The organism is Streptomyces sp. NPDC088350, from assembly GCF_044753545.1.
Lineage (GTDB): Bacteria > Actinomycetota > Actinomycetes > Streptomycetales > Streptomycetaceae > Streptomyces.
The window spans coordinates 241,745-260,985 of the sequence record NZ_JBIVNL010000008.1 but is presented as its reverse complement, the minus strand read 5'-3'; the positions used below and the strand labels follow the sequence as shown (position 1 = coordinate 260,985).

14 protein-coding genes are annotated in these 19,241 nt (G+C 71.6%); 9 read left to right on the top strand and 5 right to left on the bottom strand.

Features of this window, described 5'->3' with window-relative positions:
* Positions 1-199 precede the first annotated feature (199 nt).
* Entirely contained in the window at positions 200-1,078 is an 879-nt protein-coding gene (locus tag ACIQBL_RS28825; RefSeq protein ID WP_401946175.1) for a SigB/SigF/SigG family RNA polymerase sigma factor, read from the bottom strand.
* A gap of 96 nt (positions 1,079-1,174) precedes the next feature.
* The gene (locus ACIQBL_RS28820; RefSeq protein ID WP_401946173.1) at positions 1,175-1,987 is read right to left on the bottom strand and encodes an SAM-dependent methyltransferase; all 813 of its coding nucleotides are present in this window, start codon (positions 1,985-1,987) and stop codon (positions 1,175-1,177) included.
* A gap of 202 nt (positions 1,988-2,189) precedes the next feature.
* On the opposite strand from ACIQBL_RS28820, the gene ACIQBL_RS28815 reads away from it, so the two are divergent.
* Positions 2,190-3,476: a PP2C family protein-serine/threonine phosphatase gene (locus ACIQBL_RS28815; protein ID WP_401946171.1), complete on the top strand. Its 1,287-nt coding sequence runs from the start codon at positions 2,190-2,192 to the stop codon at positions 3,474-3,476.
* A gap of 39 nt (positions 3,477-3,515) precedes the next feature.
* On the opposite strand, the gene ACIQBL_RS28810 is transcribed toward ACIQBL_RS28815, so the two are convergent.
* Positions 3,516-3,962 carry an ATP-binding protein gene (locus tag ACIQBL_RS28810; protein WP_401946170.1) on the bottom strand — a complete coding sequence of 149 codons (447 nt, stop codon included), beginning with the start codon at positions 3,960-3,962 and terminating at the stop codon, positions 3,516-3,518.
* 241 nt (positions 3,963-4,203) lie between these two features.
* Between ACIQBL_RS28810 and ACIQBL_RS28805 the strand changes: the two genes are divergently transcribed.
* The 4 genes from ACIQBL_RS28805 (at position 4,204) to ACIQBL_RS28790 (ending at position 7,659) form a co-directional block, all read left to right on the top strand.
* Complete coding sequence (locus ACIQBL_RS28805; protein WP_401946168.1) at positions 4,204-5,076, top strand: helix-turn-helix domain-containing protein; 873 nt, start codon at positions 4,204-4,206, stop codon at positions 5,074-5,076.
* Positions 5,073-5,324, top strand: coding sequence for a DUF397 domain-containing protein (locus ACIQBL_RS28800; RefSeq protein ID WP_401946166.1), 252 nt, complete (start codon positions 5,073-5,075; stop codon positions 5,322-5,324). The genes ACIQBL_RS28805 and ACIQBL_RS28800 overlap by 4 nt, the downstream gene beginning before the upstream one ends.
* A gap of 85 nt (positions 5,325-5,409) precedes the next feature.
* Complete coding sequence (locus ACIQBL_RS28795) at positions 5,410-6,237, top strand: SAM-dependent methyltransferase (RefSeq protein WP_401946165.1); 828 nt, start codon at positions 5,410-5,412, stop codon at positions 6,235-6,237.
* A 378-nt stretch (positions 6,238-6,615) separates the two neighbouring features.
* Positions 6,616-7,659: a glycoside hydrolase family 5 protein gene (locus ACIQBL_RS28790; RefSeq protein ID WP_401946163.1), complete on the top strand. Its 1,044-nt coding sequence runs from the start codon at positions 6,616-6,618 to the stop codon at positions 7,657-7,659.
* 140 nt (positions 7,660-7,799) lie between these two features.
* Here the strand turns inward: ACIQBL_RS28790 and ACIQBL_RS28785 are convergent, their stop codons facing one another.
* Both ACIQBL_RS28785 and ACIQBL_RS28780 read right to left on the bottom strand, forming a co-directional pair.
* Positions 7,800-8,729 (bottom strand): oxygenase MpaB family protein, encoded by a 930-nt coding sequence (locus ACIQBL_RS28785; protein WP_401946161.1) that lies wholly within the window; start codon positions 8,727-8,729, stop codon positions 7,800-7,802.
* Between the two features lie 24 nt (positions 8,730-8,753).
* Entirely contained in the window at positions 8,754-9,191 is a 438-nt protein-coding gene (locus ACIQBL_RS28780; protein ID WP_401946160.1) for a hypothetical protein, read from the bottom strand.
* A gap of 82 nt (positions 9,192-9,273) precedes the next feature.
* Between ACIQBL_RS28780 and ACIQBL_RS28775 the strand changes: the two genes are divergently transcribed.
* The 4 genes from ACIQBL_RS28775 to ACIQBL_RS28760 all read left to right on the top strand — a co-directional run bounded on the left by ACIQBL_RS28775 (position 9,274) and on the right by ACIQBL_RS28760 (position 19,188).
* On the top strand, positions 9,274-14,466 hold the full coding sequence (locus ACIQBL_RS28775; protein ID WP_401946158.1) for a beta-ketoacyl synthase N-terminal-like domain-containing protein: 5,193 nt from the start codon (positions 9,274-9,276) through the stop codon (positions 14,464-14,466).
* Complete coding sequence (locus ACIQBL_RS28770; RefSeq protein ID WP_401946157.1) at positions 14,463-16,991, top strand: type I polyketide synthase; 2,529 nt, start codon at positions 14,463-14,465, stop codon at positions 16,989-16,991. The genes ACIQBL_RS28775 and ACIQBL_RS28770 overlap by 4 nt, the downstream gene beginning before the upstream one ends.
* Positions 16,992-17,244: 253 nt before the next feature.
* A complete protein-coding gene (locus tag ACIQBL_RS28765) occupies positions 17,245-17,448 on the top strand; it encodes a cold-shock protein (protein ID WP_019056860.1) in 204 nt (67 codons plus the stop codon).
* A gap of 177 nt (positions 17,449-17,625) precedes the next feature.
* Complete coding sequence (locus tag ACIQBL_RS28760; RefSeq protein ID WP_401946155.1) at positions 17,626-19,188, top strand: DEAD/DEAH box helicase; 1,563 nt, start codon at positions 17,626-17,628, stop codon at positions 19,186-19,188.
* The last annotated feature ends 53 nt before the right edge of the window (positions 19,189-19,241 follow it).

The window sequence follows — 19,241 nt, the reverse complement described above, 5'->3', positions numbered from 1 at the left end:
CCCCGCCCGTCGGTGGCGGGGGTGGCCCCCCCCAACCCCCCCCCCCCCCCCCCCCACACCCCCCCCCCCCCCCCCCCCCGCGCGGGCGGGCCCCCCCCGGGGGGGGCCCCCCCGGCCACGGTACGAGGGTGCCGCAGAACGGACATCCGGGGTGGGTGAATGCACCCAACAGGCCGGATTGTTGGGCGGATACGGCCCGTCAGGCGACCGCGGGGCCGAGCAGCCCCGCGCGAAGGCGGCGGAGCATACGGCTGATGAGCCGGGACACATGCATCTGGGAGATGCCGAGTTCCTCGCCGATCTCGGCCTGGGTGCGCTCCTCGACGAAGCGCATGTGGATGAGCTGCCGCTCGCGCTCGTCGAGTTGGGCGATCAGCGGGGCCAGCGAGCTGAGGTCGTCGACCAGTTCCATCCCCGGGTCGTCCTCGCCGATGACGTCTGCCAGCACCGTCTCGCCCTCGGCACCGGCGTCCGAGCTGAGCGCCGCGTCGAGCGAGGAGGAGGTGTAGCCGTTGGACGCCTTGCGGGCCTCGATGACCTCTTCCTCGGTCAGGCACATCAGCTCGGACAGCTCACGCGTGGTCGGCGTACGACCGAGGCGGGACCGGAGTTCCTCGGTGGCCTTGGCCAGCTCGACGCGGGCCTCCTGCAGTCGGCGCGGTACGTGGACGGCCCAACTGGTGTCGCGGAAGAAGCGCTTGATCTCGCCGACGATGTAGGGGACGGCGAACGACGTGAACTCCACCTGCCGGGAGAGCTCGAAGCGGTCGATGGCCTTGATGAGTCCGATCGTGCCGACCTGGACGATGTCCTCCATCTCGTTGTTGCTGCGGCTGCGGAAGCGCGCCGCCGCGTAGCGCACGAGGGAGAGGTTCATCTCGATCAGGGTGTTGCGCACGTACTGGAACTCGTGGGTGCCCTCCTCCAGGGAGGCCAGCCGGTCGAAGAACTGGCGCGACAGTTCACGCGCGTCCTTCGGGCTCACCTTCGACGGCTCCGCGATCAACGGGAGAGCCTCCTCGGCCGCCACCCGCAGTCCTGCCGTGCCCGGTGCCTCCGCTGCCGTCACGGCTGCCATATCGCCCACCCCATTCGTCCGAACGAACTACCGACATGAGCCCCCTGCCCCGCTTCCCGCGACCCATTCCCCCTCCTCGGGTCAAATCCCGCCGGCTCACGCGTCCTTGCGGCCGACCCCCGCGTAGACCCAGTACTCCGACGGGTTCTCCGGGATCTCGTCCCCCGGGTCCGGGCGCCACAGCGGGACGTAGGTCAGGCCGGGCGTGACGAGGTCGAAGCCGTCGAACAGGCCGAGGATCTCCTCGTAGGAGCGGGCGGTCACCGGTGAGGTGGCCTTCGAGCGGTACAGCTGGCCCACGGCCGCGGCGGTGTCGGGGCGGTCCTGGTTGGTGGCGTGGCTCAGGGCCAGCCAGCTGCCGTCGGGCAGTGCGTCGCGGAAGGCGGCGACGATGCCGGCCGGGTCCTCGGCGGGCGTGACGAAGTGCAGGATCGTGATCATCAGTACGGCGACGGGTTGGTCGAAGTCGATCAACTTCCGTACCTGCGGGGAGGACAGGACCTCGGTCGGGCGCCGGATGTCGCCGTCGACGATGCCCGCGTCCGGGTTGCCGGCGAGGAGGGAGGCGCTGTGGGCCACGGCGACCGGGTCGTTGTCCACGTAGACGACGCGTGCTCCGGGGCTGGCCGCCTGCGCGACCTCGTGGACGTTGCCCTGGGTGGGGATGCCCGAGCCGAGGTCGATGAACTGGCGTACCCCGGAGTCGGCCAGGAAGCGCACGGCCCGGCCGAGGAAGTCGCGGTTGGCCCGGGCCAGGGTGCGTACCTGGGGGTCGATGGCCGTGAACGCCGCCACCGCCTCGCGGTCTATGGCGAAATTGTGCTCACCGCCGAGCATGGCGTCGTACATTCGGGCAACACTCGCCTTGCCGGGATCGATCCCCTGCGGCAGACCTCCATCGACCGGCACGGCAACTCCCCTTCACCCAAAGATCCTTGACGCGTCATCATATAGTTGATGAACGCACGGCAGACCGCTTGCCCCCACGCCACGCGGCCGGTCCCCCACCCGGAAAGGCACGACCCTGCGGAACGAACCGCGACGTCACCACGGTGACGCACCCGCCGCCGGGCCCCCACGCCGCAGGCAGGCCTTCGCCCCCGCCGCGGACGTGATCGGCTCGGAGCTCGATCTGCGGCTGACGGGCAGCCATGTCGTGCACGCGCTGACGCCCGGGTTCTGCGACGCGGCGTCGGTGTATCTGCTGGAGCGGTGGGTTCTTGAGGAGAACGCGTATCCCGCCGTGGATCCGCCGCAGATCGAGGCGCGGAGGCTGGCGGTGCGGGTGGGCGCTGAGGCGCCCGAGAGCTGGGACGGTGTGCTGCCGGTCGGTGAGGTGGTCGTCTTCCCTCGCGAGACCCCGTACGCCCGCGCCCTCGCCACCGGGCACACGCAGGTCCTCGACGGAGTGGACAAGCACACCTCGGAGCGGCTGCTGGCCTCGGCGGGCGGGGACGCGAAGCGCATAGACGATCTGCTCGGGACGGCGTCCTTCCTTGTCGTGCCGCTCCAACTGCGCGGCGCCACCGTCGGGTTCATCGCCTGCACGCGCGGCCCGGACCGGCACCCGTTCCTGCCCGGCGAGGCCGTGGCCGCGGAGTCGCTGGCGGCCCGGACCAGCGTGGCCCTGGACAACGCGCGGCGCTACGAACGCGAGCGCCGCACCGCACTGGCCATCCGCAACAGCCTCCTCCCGGACCCTGCGCAGGCGTTCACCGGCTGCCGTATCGCCCACGGGTATCTCCCGGCCGGACAGGGCAACATCATCGGCGGCGACTGGTTCGACGTTCTGCCGCGCCCCGGCGGCCGGGTCGGTCTGGTCGTCGGCGACGCGATGGGCCACGGCCCCGAATCCGCCGTCGCCATGATCCAGTTGCGCACGGCGGTGCGCACCCTGGCCCGGCTCGACATGGAGCCGGCCGAACTCATGCGCCGCCTGGACGAGTTGGCCTACGACACCCCGGGCGCGTCCTTCGCGACCTGCATGTACGCCGAGTGGGACGCGACATCGCACTCCTGCACGCTGGTCGGCGCCGGCCACCCGCCCCCGCTGCTGCGCGGCCCGGACGGACCGGCCGCGCCGGTCACCCTCGCCGGGCCCGGGCTGCCCCTGGGACTCGGCACGGGCAACTACGAGGCCACGGTGCTGAAGGTCTCCGAACCGTCGCTGCTCCTGCTGTACAGCGACGGGCTGGTCGAGTCCCGGCACACGGACATCGACCAGGAGATCGCCGGCCTGGCCCGGGCCCTCGACACGGCCGCCGCCGAGCCCGCGCCGAACGGCGGCCCGGACGCGTTCGCCTCGCTGTGCGAGCGGCTGCTGCGGGCCCCGTCCGCGGCGCCCGGGGCCGACGACCGCACCCTGCTGCTCGCCGAGTTGACGCCCGCGACCACCTGAACAGGCCGCGGGCGTCCTCACCCCTCCATTCAACCGGCTTCAGCAACCGAGGGACAGAGTGGCCCACACGGCTTTCCCGCCGGTGAGCGCCGACCGGTCGACCCCCCAGGTGTCCGCGACCGCCTGCACGATGAACAGGCCGCGTCCGCTCTCGTCGTCGGCGCACGGCGTGCAGTCGGGCAGGCTGGTGCCCGCGTAGTCGTGGTCGTGCACCTCGATGCGCAGACTGCGGTCGGCGATCAGGCCGATCCCGCACAGGAGCCGTGTGCTGGGCGTGTGGCACACCCCGTTGGTGGCCAGCTCCGAGACGAGCAGCACCGCGTCGTCGCGCACCGCTTCGGGCACGCGCCACTCGGTCAGCCGCGCGCCCATGGCGTGCCGGGCGACCCGGACGCCGGAGCGGTGCGCCGGGAGTTCCAGCCAGTGCGCCAGATCCGGGCTGGCGACGTCTAAAAGCTGCGGGGAGGGAGTCGTGTGGGGGGACACGGTGGTTCGCCTTCCATCGGGGGCGGACGCAGGCGGGGAGCCGCACGAGGTCAGCAACTGGCCGACCGGACCTGGGGTGTTCCGGCGAGCGGCCTGGATCGCTCACGCAAGTAACTATGCCCATAGCTCAGTTCAAGCTGCAACCGACTCCCTGATAATTTCAGATCGGCGGTTTCCGTCTGGCGACATCATCAAGTCGCTGTCAGACTGGTACTGGTGACATTCCCTCAGGAGGTTGGGCGTGAGCGAAGCTCGTTCGGGCACCGGCACCGGTGCACCCACGGTTCTCCGCATGATCCTCGGCCGGCGGCTGCAGGAGCGGCGCCAGGGTGCCGGCGTGTCCCTGGAGGACGCCGCCAGGGCCCTGCGGGTGAAGTCCCTCACCATCCGCCGGCTGGAGAAGGCCGAGGTCGGCCTCAAGCCCCTCTATGTCGAGAAGCTGCTGGAGACCTACGGCGCCGACCGCCAGGAGATCGAGGAGTTCGTCACCCTCGCGGAGCGCGCCAACCAGCCCGGCTGGTGGCACGACTACCGTGATGTGCTGCCCGGCTGGTTCACCGCCTATGTGAGCCTGGAGACCGGCGCCAAGACCCTCCGTACCTACGAGCCGCACTACGTGACGGGACTGCTCCAGACGTACGACTACGCGCGTGGCGTACTGAGCGGCGGCTTCCCGAACGACAACGACGAAGACCTGGAACGGCGGGTGCAGTTACGTCTGCGCCGCCAGAGTCTGCTGGAGAGGCCGGACGCGCCCACGCTGTGGGCGGTGCTGGAAGAAGCCGTGCTCCACCGGGTGGTGGGCACTCCCGCGGTCATGCGGGACCAGATAGACCGGCTCCTCGAGGTCTCGGAACTGGACCACGTCAGCGTTGACATCGTCCCGTTCTCGGCGGGTGCCCACGTCGGGGCGTGCGCACCCTTCACCTATTTCCGGTTCGAGGAACCCGAGCTGCCCGACATCGTCTACAGCGAGATCCTCTCCGCCTCCATGTACCTGGACCAGCGATCCGACGTCGTGGCCCACCTGGAAGCGCACAACAGGATGTCGCTGCTGACCTCGTCCGCGGACAGCAAGGCGCTCTTGAACCGTATGCGCAAGGAGTACTCATGACCACCACCGACGACATGGTCTACAACGGGATGCCCGCGTCGAACCTCGGCGAGCAGGGCTGGGAGTGCCCCTGGAGCGGTCCCAACGGGGGTCAGTGCGTGGAGACCAAGCAACTCGCCGACGGCCGCGTCGCGTTGCGCCAGTCGACCGATCCCGCCGGACCCGCGCTGATCTACACGCCGCAGGAGATGGCCGCGTTCGTCGCCGGAGTGAAGCGGGGCCTGGCCGACCATCTGACGGCGGGCTGAACCGGACCACGGGCGTGGGGAATCGGAGCCGTCCCGGCTGCGACCTGCCCGAGACGCCGAAGCAACACCACTTGAGAGGGAGAGCATGACCAACGCCCCCGCCGCGCGGGACATCGACACCAGCAGGCCGCACTCGGCCCGCATGTACGACTACTACCTGGGCGGCAAGGACCACTTCGAGGTCGACAAGCAGGCGGCGGAGACGGTCGCGGGGGTCTACCCCGCCATCTTCGTCTGCGCCCGCGAGAACCGCGCGTTCATGCACCGGGCCACCCGTGTCCTCGCCAGGGAGCACGGCATCCGCCAGTGGCTCGACATCGGCACCGGAATCCCCACCGAGCCGAACCTGCACCAGGTCGCCCAGTCCGTGGTCCCCGAGGCCCGCGTGGTCTACGCCGACAACGACCCGCTGGTCCTCAAGTACGCCGAGCGGTTGATGCGCAGCACGCGTCAGGGCCGCACGACGTATGTGCAGGCGGACGTCAACGACCCCGAAACCCTGCTCAACGCCCCCGAGTTGGCCGAGGTACTGGACCTCGGCAAGCCGGTCGCGCTCTCCCTCAACGCGCTCCTGCACTTCGTCACCGACGCCCAGGACCCGTACGGGCTCGTGGCGCGACTGCTGTCGGTCCTCCCTTCGGGCAGCGCCCTGGCCGTGAGCCACTGCACGCCCGACTTCGCCCCCGCCACCTGGGAGAAGGTGACGTCGATCTACAACAACGCCGGGACACCGGTGCAGTTCCGCTCCCAGAAGGACGTCTCCCGCTTCTTCACCGGGCTCGAACTGCTCGACCCCGGCATCGCCGTGGGCCACCGCTGGCGCCCCGACGCCGCCGGCGAGGACGCCACGGCCGCGGAACCGCCCACGGACGCCGAGGTCAGCCTGTGGACCGGGGTGGGCATCAAGCCGTAGACCCGTCGTGGGCGCCAACGACGTTACGTGCGGGAAACCTTGACGAGGGCGGTGTCGGATGCCACGATTCCGGCGCCGCCATGTTTGCGTAAACATCTCCAGGTCGGCCCGACCGGCAGCTCCGGCCGGGCTTTCGACCGCGGGATGTTTACGTAAACACCGCGTCGCGGCCGGTGGCGGACGGAGGACAGGAGGCTCCCACCGAGCAGGGCCGGACCCTCGCGCCCTCACTCCCTACTCCCCCCACCTACCGAGCCCACCGGGTCCGCGGACGGCGAGCCGACACCGCCCGTCCCGCCCGGTACCGGTTCCGACGGCCGCTCAGCCGCGCGCAGGCCTCGCCATGCGCGGAGTCGCCATTCCTGAAAGGGCAAGTCGATGCGCACCAACCCCGCCAGAACCCGCCTGCGGGCCACCTTCGTGGCCGTCGCGATCGCCGCGGTCACCGGCACCACCCTGGCCGGCGGCCCCGCCTCCGCCGCGCCGAGCACGAACACGTCCCAGTTCAAGGGCGTCAACTGGGCGGACCCGCGCGACAATTACGCGGACGACCCGGTCGTCCTGTCCGGCCTGTCGCTCTCCGACACCTACGCCCAGACGTACTCCAAGGCGAGCCGGGTCATCGCGGCGTTCCGCGCCAACCTCGGCGCCAACACGGTGCGGCTGCCCATCAACCCGTACACGGTGAACGGCAGTTACTGGAAGTCGTACCGCGGGGTCATCGACGCGGCGACGGCGCAGGGCTTCAAGGTCATCGTGTCGTACTGGGAGGGCACGGGCGCCAACAAGGACGGCTTCATCGACGACCCGGCCACGTACTGGCCCATGTGGGACACGGTGGTCAAGGCCTACAAGCACAACGAGCGGGTCTACTTCGAGCCGATGAACGAGCCCCACGGCTACACCGACGCCGAGTGGGCCGACCTCGCCGCCAAGTGGCTGGACACCTACTCCTCGGTGCCGCGCAACCGGGTCTTCGTCAGCGGCGCCGGCTACAACGACCACGTCACCACGGTCTGCGCCGACCCGCGCCTGAAGGGCACCTACCTCTCGCTGCACCACTACGGGTTCTGGAAGAGCTACGCCACCTACGACCAGTGGGTGAGCGACCTCAAGGAGCGCCTCGGCGACTGCGCGAACCGGACGGTGGCCGACGAGTTCGGCGCCCCGATGACCACGGGCCTGAACTACAACGTGCCGACCCCCGACGACAATTCGGTCAACTTCATCCAGGCCGACACCGACACCTTCCGCAAGCTCGGCATGGGGTCGGTCTACTGGCCCGGCCTGCGCACCGACGACACCTACTCGATCCAGAAGCTCATCGGCGACGCGTCCTGCCCCTGGCTGGCCACCACCAACCAGTCCGGCGCCGACCGCCTCGCCTGGGCGTGGGGACGCGGCAGGCCGGTCAAGCCCTGACCCTGTGACGACCCGATCCGTGTCTCCCCTGCGGCGGGGACACGGATCGGGTTCACGCTGCACTCGGCGCGAGTCCGCCGAGTCGCGGCCGGCGTCGAGCCGCAGCGCCGGAGAGGACCGAGGGCGAGCGGAGCGCCGCCCTACACCTCCGGTGCGTAGTGCTTGCCGTCGCCCCGGCGCTCCTCCGGCGGCAGGTTCCGGCGCGGTGTCTCGACCGGTGCCACGGCGACACCCCGGACCCGCTGCCAGCCCGCCCGGGCCCGTGGGTGGTAGCGCCGCTCGAACGGCACCAGGTGCCAGCCGAGTGCGACGGTACGGCCCAGCAGCCACAGTCCGAGCGCGCTCCGACGCGTCCAGCGGTAGCCCAACTTGGCGCGCACCGTGGGCGGATACATCCCGACCGTGAGCCACACGAAGGACCGCGTCAACGGGGCGCGGACCACCCTCCACACCGCGTCCGGCAGCCGTCTCAGCACGGGCGGCTTGCCTATGCGGCGGATGTCCAGCACGGCGCGAGCCGCCCGGTTGTCCTCCAGGACGTCGGCGCACATCCGCTCGAAGTACGCGGTGAATCCTGACCAGTCGGCCGGAGCGGGCCGGTCACTGACCCCGTAGAGCCGGTACCACTGCAGGCTCTCGGCGTAGAGCTGCTCCTTCTGTGCGGCCGTCAGCGGCCGGCCGAAGTACTGGCACACCAGCACGGGGACCATGACGAAGGTCGCGTGTGCCCAGAAGAAGGTGTCCGGGTCGAGCGCGTGATAGCGGCGGCCCCGGCTGTCGGTCCCCTTGATGCCGACGTGGTAGTCGCGCACCTCGCGGGCGGTCCGGGCCGCGTCCGGGCCGTCGTAGATCACTCCGGCGATCGGGTAGAGCGAGCGCAGCAGCCGTTCCCAGCGTTCCTCGAAGAACCGCGAGTGTTCCTCGACTCCGGCGCCGAGGGCGGGGTGCATGTTCTGCAGGGATCCGGCCCAGAGGCCGATCAGCATGCCCCGCCAGTCGCTGAAGTACCGCCAGGCCACCGACGACGGACCGAGCGGCTCGGGCGGCGGACGGTCGCCGGGTGTGGTCACTGGCCCTCCTGACTCCGCGTTGTCCTACAGGGCCCACCAGCAGTACAGCCGCCGGTCCTCCGCCACGGCTCGCCGGGCCAGGCCGCACAACCTGTTGAGCAGTTCCCACGTCTTGGTGGGCGTGAGACTCAGTTCTTCCACGGCCGCGAACGGCCCTGCCGCCATGCCCAGTTGGTCGCCCGACGCCGTGGCCAGCGCGTCCCGGAGTGTGTCGGAGACGCTGACGACGAAGGCTCCCTCGGCCTCGGGGTCCGAGAGCAGCCGCCCGGAGCGGGGACGGGCGAGCGCCTCGTCGTAGGTGCAGTCCGTGAGGATGCCTTCGAGCTTCGGCATGACGACCACCGGGTCGACGTCCTTCAGGGACAGCACGTCGAAGACCGAGGCGTCCGGTCCGCCCGGTGCGTCGAGGACACCTACGGCGACCTCGTCACTGGCGGCGGAGAAGTAGTCGCACATCACCATGTCTTAGATCTTGCCCGATCCCGCCTCCTGAGGGCGACAGTCGTACGGTTACCACTCGGGGTGGGTGACCATAGGGGTGGAAATGGCCGTTTCTGAGGACGAGTTGACACATGCGCTGCCCGGCATCCTGCGGGAGCACTCGACCCGGATCGGTAACAAGACCGCCTACCTGGACGACCGACGTGCCGTCACCTACCGGGAGTTGGAGCGGCGCACCGCCCGACTGGCCGGACATCTCACGCGGTTCGGGGTGGAGCGTGGGGACCGGGTCGCGATCCATCTGGGCAACCGGGTGGAGCTGGTGGAGACCTGGCTCGGCGTGTTGCGCGCCGGGGCGATCGGTGTGCTGCTCAACCCCGTCGCCTCGGAAGAGGAGTTGGCGTATTTCCTCGACGACAGCGGTGCCGTGGCGGTCGTGAGCGAGAAGCCGCTCGCCCAACTGGCCGCCGTACAACGGGTGATCGTCGTCGGGCAGGACGAACCGGCCGATGGCGCGGTCGCCTTCGAGAGCCTGGCCGGCACGGACCCGGGTACCGCGCCTCGGGACGATCTCGGGCTCGACGAGCCGGCCTGGATCCACTACACCTCCGGTACGACCGGCCAGAGCAAGGGCGTGGTCTCCACCCAGCGTTCGGCCCTGTGGTCCGTGACGGCTGCCTACGTTCCGGCGTTCGGACTGGAGCAACAGGACCGGCTGCTCTGGCCGTTGCCGATGTTCCACGCCCTCGGCCACTCCGTGTGCCTGCTGGGCGTCGTCGCGGTCGGTGCGACCGCGCGCGTCCTCGCGCCGGGCGCGAACGTCGCCGAGGCGCTCACCGCCGAGCCGTTCACCATGCTGGGCGGGGTGCCCGCGACCTATCGCCTCCTGCTGGAGTCGCTGCGGGAGACGGCACGCCCGGTGCCCGCGACGCTGCGGGTGTGCGTCAGCGGCGGAGCCCCCTGTTCCCCCGAGCTGCGGGCCGAGGTCGAGCGGGCCCTGACCGCTCCCCTGCTCGACGGCTACGGCTCCACGGAAACCTGCGGGAAGATCGCGGTCGAGCGGCTCGACGGCCCCCTCGGCGATCCCTCGCGGGGCTTTCCGCTGCTGGTGCTGGACGTCCGGACCACCGATCCGTCCACCGGCGCCGAGGCCGGCGACGGGCACGAGGGCGAGATCTGGGTACGTGGCCCCGGGTTGATGGCCGGCTACCACAACCGTCCCGACGCGACCGCTGAGGCGTTCACGGACGGCTGGTACCGCACCGGAGACCTCGGCAGGCACGGCGCGAACGGTCATCTCCATGTCACCGGCAGGGTCAAGGAATTGATCATCCGGGGCGGTGTGAACATCAACCCCTCCGAAGTGGAGCGGGTGTTGCTGGCCCTCCCCGATGTCGCCGACGCCGCTGTGGTCGGCCGGCGGCACGATGTGCTGGGCGAGGTCCCGGTGGCCTTCGTCGTGCCCGGCCCGGACGGCGTCGACACCGCGCGGGCGCTCGCCGCCTGCCGGGAGCGGCTGTCCGGTTTCAAGGTGCCGGACGAGATCTATCCGACGGCGTCCCTCCCCCGTACCGCGTCCGGCAAGATCGCCCGGGCCGTGCTCGCCGAGCAGCTGCCCGAGCGCCTCGCGGCGGAACGCAGGTCCGCCTCGGCCGCGCTGCGGGAGCGGCTCGCGGCCGAGTCCGACGCCGTACTCGACCTGGTCCTCGAAGTGACGTCACGGACTCTCGACGTCCCCGTGCCGGAGCTGGGTCCCGAAGTGCCGTTCAGCGCACAGGGGTTGACCTCGCTCGGCGCTGTGCTGCTGCGCGACCGGCTGGGCACGGCGACCGGTCTCGCGCTGCCCGCGACGCTTGTGTTCGACCACCCGACTCCCGCCGCCGTGGCGGCCCTGGTGCGCGACGCGCTGCACGGCGACATCCGCCCCCAGCCCGTGCGCACGTCCGGGGACACCCACCGCGCAGACCCCGGGGAGCCCATCGCCGTCGTCGCCATGGCCTGCCGCTACCCGGGCGGGGTGGAATCCCCCGAGGACCTCTGGCGGTTGGTCGCCGACGGCACCGACGCGACCTCCGACTTCCCCACCGACCGCGGCTGGAACGTGGCCGACCTCTACGACCCCGACCCCGACCGCCTCGGCAAGTCGGTCACCCGCCGGGGCGGCTTCCTGCACCGGGCGGCCGACTTCGACGCGGCCTTCTTCAGCATGTCGCCCCGCGAGGCACTCGCCACCGACCCCCAGCAGCGACTGCTCCTGGAGACCAGCTGGGAGCTGCTGGAGCGTGCGGGCATGGACCCCGCCGGTCTGCGCGACAGCGACACCGGCGTCTTCGTGGGCGTCATGCACGCCACCTACGCGAGCCGTCTCCCGCACGGCGCCGGGCACGAGTTGGAGGCGCACCTCGCCCTCGGCTCGGCCGGCAGCGTGGCCTCCGGCCGTATCGCCTACACGCTGGGGCTGCGCGGCCCGGCCGTGACAGTGGACACCGCGTGCTCGTCGTCGCTGGTCGCGATGCACTCGGCCGTACGGTCCCTGCGCGACGGGGAGTGCTCCCTCGCCGTCGCCGGCGGCGTCACGGTGATGTCGTCACCCGGCCCGTTCCTCGCGTTCAGCAGGCTGCGCGGGCTGGCCCCGGACGGCCGCTGCAAGCCCTTCTCGGCGGCGGCCGACGGCACCGCCTGGGGCGAGGGGGTCGGCCTGGTCCTGCTGGAACGGCTCTCCGACGCCCGCCGCAACGGCCATCCCGTACTGGCCGTGCTGCGCGGCTCGGCCGTCAACTCCGACGGCGCCTCCAACGGGCTCACCGCGCCCAACGGCCCCGCCCAGCAACGGGTGATCCACTCGGCGCTGGCCGACGCGGGACTGTCCCCGGCCGACATCGACACCGTGGAGGCGCACGGCACGGGCACCGCGCTCGGCGACCCGATCGAGGCACAGGCACTCCTCGCCACCTACGGTCAGGACCGTCCCGCCCGACGCCCGCTGTGGCTGGGCTCGTTGAAGTCCAACCTCGGGCACACCCAGGCGGCGGCCGGAGTCGCCGGCGTCATCAGGACCGTCCTGGCGATGCACCACGACCGCCTCCCGCGCACACTCCACGCCGAAGAGCCGTCACCGCACGTCGACTGGTCGTCGGGCACCGTGCGACTCCTGTCCCGCGACGAGGAGTGGCTGCCCGAGCCCGGGCGCCCGCGCCGCGCGGCGGTGTCTGCGTTCGGTATCAGCGGCACCAACGCGCACGTGATCCTGGAGGAGGCCGAGCCGGACGAGACCGTCGAACCGGCCCCGCGCCGCACGGCGACACCCCCGCTGCTCCTCTCGGCCGCGACCCCGACCGCCCTCCGCGCACAGGCCGCACGCACCGCCGCCTTCCTGCGCGAGCGCCTCGAACTCGCCCTGCTGGACGTGGCGTTCACCCACGCCACCACCCGGGCCGCCCTGCCCCAGCGAGCCGCGGTCACCGCCCACGACCGGGCGACCGCACTCGCGGCCCTCGACTCCCTGACGGAATCCACTCCGCCGCACACCACCAGCTCCTCCGCCCGCCTGGCCCTCCTGTTCACCGGCCAGGGAGCCCAACGGGCGGGCATGGGACGGGAGTTGCACGACGCCTTCCCCGTGTTCGCGACCACATTCGACGCCCTGTGCGCACGGTTCGACGCCCACCTGGAACGTCCGTTGCGCTCGGTGCTGTGGACCACGAACGAGGACGCGCTGCTGGACCGTACGGACTTCACCCAGGCCGCTCTGTTCACCTTCGAGGTGTCCGTGTTCCGGCTGCTCGAATCCTGGGGCGTACGGCCGGAGTTCCTCGCCGGGCACTCGATCGGCGAACTGGCGGCGGCCCACTGCGCGGGCGTGCTGTCCGAGGCGGACGCCGTCGAACTGGTCGCGGCGCGCGGGAGGTTGATGCGGCAACTGCCGGAGGGCGGTGCCATGGTGGCGCTCGACGCCACCGAGGCGGAGGTCACGGCCGAGCTGACCGACGGGGTCGCGATCGCGGCCGTGAACGGCCCTCGCGCGGTCGTCGTCTCCGGCGCGCAGGAGCCGGTCCTCGCCCTCGCGGAGCGGTTCGCCGCACGAGACCGTCGTACCGTCCGGCTACGGGTCAGCCATGCCTTCCACTCCCCTCTCATGGAGCCGATGCTCGCCGAATTCGGCCGTGTCGCGGACGAGTTGACGTACCACTCCCCCACCGTCCCGGTGCTGTCGGGCCTGACCGGGCTGCCGGCCACCGGGGAGGACCTGCGGTCGGCCGAGTACTGGGTACGCCATGCCCGCGAGGCCGTGCGGTTCGGGGACGCCGTGCACTGGCTGGCGCACGACGGCCGGGTGACCGCGTTCGCCGAGATCGGCCCGGCCGCCCAGCTGACGGCCCAGGCCGCGGCGAGCCTGGCCGGGACCGGCAAGGAACTCCTCTTCACGGCGGCGGCCCGGCGGGACAGCGCGGAGCCGCGGACGCTGTTCGACACCCTCGGCCAACTCCACGTCCACGGTGTGCCGTTGGACTGGCGCCGGGTCTACGCGGACAGCGGCGCCCGACACGTCGACGACCTGCCGACCTACCCCTTCCAACGACAGCGCTACTGGCTGTCCGACACCGGCACCGACGCGACCGCCGGCACCGGGCACCCGCTGCTGACGCAGACGGTCACCGTGCCGGGTACGGAACGCCTGCTGTGCGGCGGCCGGTTGTCCGGAGCGGCCCAGCCGTGGCTGCGCGACCATGCCGTGGGCGGCCACACCCTCGTGCCCGGCGCCGCGTTCGCCGACCTCGTGCTGCACGCGGGCGACCTGTGCGGTCTCGCCGTCCTGGAGGAACTCGCCCTGCTGAACCCGCTGTTCCTGCCCGCCGACGACGAGGAGGGCGTCCACCAGGTCCAGGTGGTCCTGGGCGAGCCGGACGACTCCGGGCGCCGCTCGGCGGACGTGTACGCGCGGCCCGAGGAATCCGGTGCGTTCGGCGCCTGGACGCAGTACGCGACCGGTCGACTCGGCCCGGCCACATCGGCCCGTACGGATGGCGCGGTCCCGCTCGCCGAGTGGCCGCCGGCGGGTGCCACGCGGGTGGACCTCTCCGGTGCCTACGACCGGGTGGCCGAGGCCGGGCTGGCGTACGGTCCGGCGTTCCAGGGCGTCACGGCGTTGTGGCGGCGCGGCGAGGAACTGTTCGCCGAGGTCGGCCCGCTGCCGGTCCCGGACGCCCGGCGCCACATCCTTCACCCGGCCCCGATGCGATCACCCTCGACCTCGCGACCCCCACCGGCGCACCCGTGGCCCGCCTGGAGTCGATGACGACCCGACCGGCACCGAAGATCGGCCCCACGGCCGGAGACCTGTACCAGCTGCGCTGGACCGGCGTTCCGGCCGCCGGCAAGGCACCCTTCGTGGCGGTGTCGGAGACGGACGACCTGGGCCTGGCCGCATTCCTCGCCTCCGCCGACGACGAGGCGTCCTGGTCCGAGGAGACGCCGGAGATGACCGTGGCGTCCCTGGCCGCCCCCGGCGACACGGACCCGGCCACCGAGGCACACGAACTGACCGTACGAGCCCTGGAGTTGCTGCAAACACACCTCGCCGGTCCCGGACCGCTGGCCGTGGTCACCCGCGGCGCCGCCGATCCGTCACCCGACCTGCCCGCCGCCACGCTCTGGGGCCTGCTGCGCACCGCGCAGGCCGAGTACCCCGGACGCCTCATCCTCGTGGACGTGGACGGCCACCCCGAGTCGCTACGACAGCTGCCCGCCGCCCTCGCCACGGGCGAGCCTCAACTCGCTGTCCGGGAGGGCATGGTGAGCGTCCCCCGGCTGGCGGCGGCGCCCAGTTCGGAGGCGGCCGACGACTCCCTCGGCGGAGGCACCGTCCTCATCACCGGCGGCACCGGCTCCCTGGGGGCGATGCTGGCCCGGCACCTGGTCGACCGCCACGGGGTGCGGCGGCTCGTGCTCCTCAGTCGACGCGGTGAACAGGCGCCGGGTGCAAGGGAGTTGCGGGACGGTCTCCAGCAGTCGGGCGCACACGTGGACCTGGTGGCCTGTGACATCGTCGAGCGGGACCAACTCGCCGCCGTACTCGAGACGTTCGGCCCCGGCCTGACCGCCGTAGTGCACGCGGCCGGGGTCCTGGACGACGGCGTGCTCGCGTCGATGACTCCTGAGCGGCTGGCGGCGGTGTTGCGGCCGAAGGCCGATGCGGCCTGGCAGTTGCACGAGTCGACGAAGGGTCTGCCGCTGTCGCGGTTCGTGCTGTTCTCGTCGGCGGCCGGACTGCTGGGCAGCGCCGGTCAGGCCAACTACGCGGCGGCCAACTCGTTCCTGGACGCGCTCGCCCGCCACCGCGCGGCACTCGGGCTGCCCGCGCTGTCACTGGCCTGGGGCGCGTGGGCGGACGAGGAGGGGATGGCGGCGCGCAGTGGCCGGGTGCACGGCGGGCCGGTGCGCGCGGTCTCCCCCGAGCAGGCGTTCGCGCTCTTCGACGCCGCGCTCGGCAGCGGCGAACCGGTCCTCGCGCCACTGCCGTTGGACCGCTCGCCCAAGGCGGTTTTGGCCGGGACAATCGTCGCGGCGCCGTTGCGCGGACTGCTGCGCGCCGAACGGCAGTCGGCCTCCGCCACGACAGCGGCCACGGGCGGAGTGCCGGACGACGCGGCCGGGTCCTGGCGCGATCGCCTCGCGGCGCTGCCCCTGCCCGAACGCCTCCCCGCGCTCCAGTCGCTCATCCGCACCGAGGTCGCCGCCGTGCTCGGGCACACGGACGCCGACACCGTCGACCGGGACTTCTCGGAGCTGGGCCTCGACTCCCTGATGCGGGTCATGCTCTGCAACCGGCTGAGCCTGCTGACCGGGACACCACTGGCGGTCACCGTGGCCTACGACTGGCCGGACACGGAACAGCTCGCCGCGCACCTGTACGGCGAGCTGCGCGGCGCCCTGCCCGACGGATCCGCCGCCGCGACCGTCCCGGCACCGGCAGGGTCCCGTGGGCGCGGGCGTGGCGCCGGGCAGTCGCTGCCGGCCCTGTACCGGCAGGTCTGCGCGACCGGGGACGTCGTATCGGCCATGCGTCTTCTGGTGACCGCGTCCATCGGTGCGCCCGCCTTCGGGCCCGAGGAGGCCGCCCGGCACGCGCTGCCGCCACTGCGACTGGCCGCGGGCACCCGGGGCCCCGCCCTCGTCTGTGTTCCCGGCTTCGCCACCACCCTGGGCCGTCCCTGGTACGCGGGGCTCGCCCCCTGCTTCGAGGGCGAGCGGGACGTCTTCGAGGTGCAGCACTCCGGAGTCGACCACGGAGACGCGGTGGCACGGGACCTGGAGACCCTGACCGCGTCGCACGCCTCGACCGTGCGGCACCAACTGGGCGACCGCCGCTATGTGTTGGTCGGCCATTCCATGGGCGGTACGGCCGCCCACGCACTCGCCACCCGCCTGGCCGCCCTCGGCGCTCCCCCGGCCGGACTCGTGCTGATCGACTCGTACCACATCACCCCGGACCGGGAGGCCGAGCCGTGGCTGGTGTCGCTGCCCGCCCGGGCTCCGCTGGCGGTCGGCGAGAGATTCGACACTCTGGTGGACGATCTGGCGCTGCTGTCGCTGGGCGCGTACACCCGGATGTTCCGGGGGTGGCAGCCCGAGCCCACGCGGGTGCCGACCTTGTTGGTGCGCGCGTCCGAACCGTTGCCGGACATGCCTCGCGAGTGGCGTTCGTCCTGGCCGCACGTCCAGGACACCGCGGACACCACCGGCACCCATCTCAGCGTGCTGGAGGAGGACGCCCCGACGACGGCCAAGGTCGTCCGTGACTGGATCGACGCGCTCGCGTAGCCAGGGGGGCGATCGCATATCTATGTCGGCGACGTGAGAAACGGAATTAACGGCCGCACACGGACGATCGTGCCGTGCTAGTCTTGATCTCAGTTGCAGTTGTGGTTGCCAAACCCTTCAGATGCCCGCACCGCCCTCCGAGGCGGTGGAGCATTTTTTTGTGTGTCCGGTCTTTCTTCCGGCGGGGTGATCATCACGGCGACACGGAGCCCGCACAGTGCGGACTCCGCTGACCGCCCCGAAGGAGAACAAAATGGCCAGTGGCACCGTGAAGTGGTTCAACGCGGAAAAGGGTTTCGGCTTCATCGAGCAGGACGGTGGCGGCGCTGACGTCTTCGCCCACTACTCGAACATTGCCGCCCAGGGCTTCCGCGAGCTGCAGGAGGGTCAGAAGGTGACCTTCGACATCGCGCAGGGCCAGAAGGGCCCGACGGCCGAGAACATCGTTCCTGCGTAACGACGACGTTTACTTCGCAGCTGGGGCCCGCACCTTGGGGTGCGGGCCCCAGCTCGCTGCTTTTTCCATGCTTTCGGCGTTGTTTCGCCGAAGCCACCGGCTCGTTCTTGCGATTCTCTGCGCCGTTCATTCACCGCGGGAATTCCTTGATACGTGCCATATCAAGGAAGGTTCCCATTGAACCGCGTACGTACAAATGATCGCTCCCCGCGAAAGCGGAATGGAAATCCGGAATCCGGAAAGGGCGGCTACCGTTCGGCAGCCCCGTCCGGCAACCGCTCCGGCGCTCCGCGCCGCGCCAAGGGCAACGGCGGCCGTCCGGTCGCCCTGCAGGGCGAGTTCGCGCTGCCGAAGACGGTCACGCCGGGTCTGCCCGCCGTGGAGTCGTTCTCCGAACTCGACATGCCCGCAAAGCTGTTGGCCGCTCTCGGCCACGAGGGCGTCACCGTCCCGTTCCCGATCCAGGCGACGACGCTCCCGAACTCCCTCGCCGGCCGTGACGTACTCGGCCGGGGCCGTACCGGCTCGGGCAAGACCCTCGCCTTCGGCCTCGCGATGCTGGCCCGTACGGCGGGCCGCCGAGCCGAGCCGCGTCAGCCGCTCGCGCTCGTCCTCGTCCCCACCCGTGAGCTGGCCCAGCAGGTCACCGACGCGCTCACCCCGTACGCCCGCGCCGTCAGCGTCCGGATGACCACCGTCGTCGGCGGTATGTCCATCGGCCGCCAGGCCGGGGCGCTGCGCGGTGGCGCGGAGGTCGTGGTCGCGACGCCGGGACGCCTCAAGGACCTCATCGAGCGCGGCGACTGCCGGCTCGACGGTGTGACCATCACCGTCCTCGACGAGGCCGACCAGATGGCCGACATGGGCTTCATGCCCCAGGTCACCGCGCTGCTCGACCAGGTGCAGCCGGGCGGCCAGCGGATGCTGTTCTCCGCCACCCTGGACCGCAACGTGGACCTGCTGGTCCGCCGCTACCTGACCGACCCCGTCGTCCACTCCGTCGACCCCTCCGCGGGCGCGGTCACGACGATGGAGCACCACGTCCTGCACGTGCACGGCACGGACAAGCAGCGGGCGACCACGGAGATCGCGGCGCGCGAGGGCCGGGTCATCATGTTCCTGGACACCAAGCACGCGGTGGACCGGCTGGTCAAGCACCTGCTGAACAACGGTGTCCGCGCGGCCGGTCTGCACGGCGGCAAGTCCCAGCCGCAGCGCACCCGCACGCTGGCCCAGTTCAAGGACGGGCATGTGACGGCGCTGGTGGCGACCAACGTCGCGGCGCGCGGCATCCACGTCGACAACCTCGACCTGGTCGTCAACGTCGATCCGCCGACCGACCCCAAGGACTATCTGCACCGCGGCGGCCGTACGGCCCGTGCGGGCGAGTCCGGCAGTGTCGTGACCCTGGTCACCCCCGACCAGCGGCGTGACTTCACCCGGCTGATGACCGCGGCCGGCGTCACCCCGGAGGTCACCGCGGTGCGCTCCGGCGAGGAGGAGCTGACCCGGATCACGGGCGCCCAGGCCCCGTCCGGCGTCCCGGTCGTCATCCAGGCACCGGTCGTGGAGCGTGAGCGCACCCGCCGCAGCCCGTCCTCCTCGTCGTCGCGCGGCCGTCGTGGCCGTCCGGCAGGCGAGGGCGGCCGGTCGTCCGCCGGTGGTGCGGCGCGGCGCGGCAGCAGTGGCGGCAGCAGCAGTCGGGGGCAGCGACGGTCGTCCTTCGGTCCTGCGGCCTGAGGACCAACTCGGCGCCTTCGGGCGCCCGTTCGGCCCCCGATCCTCCTTCTCTC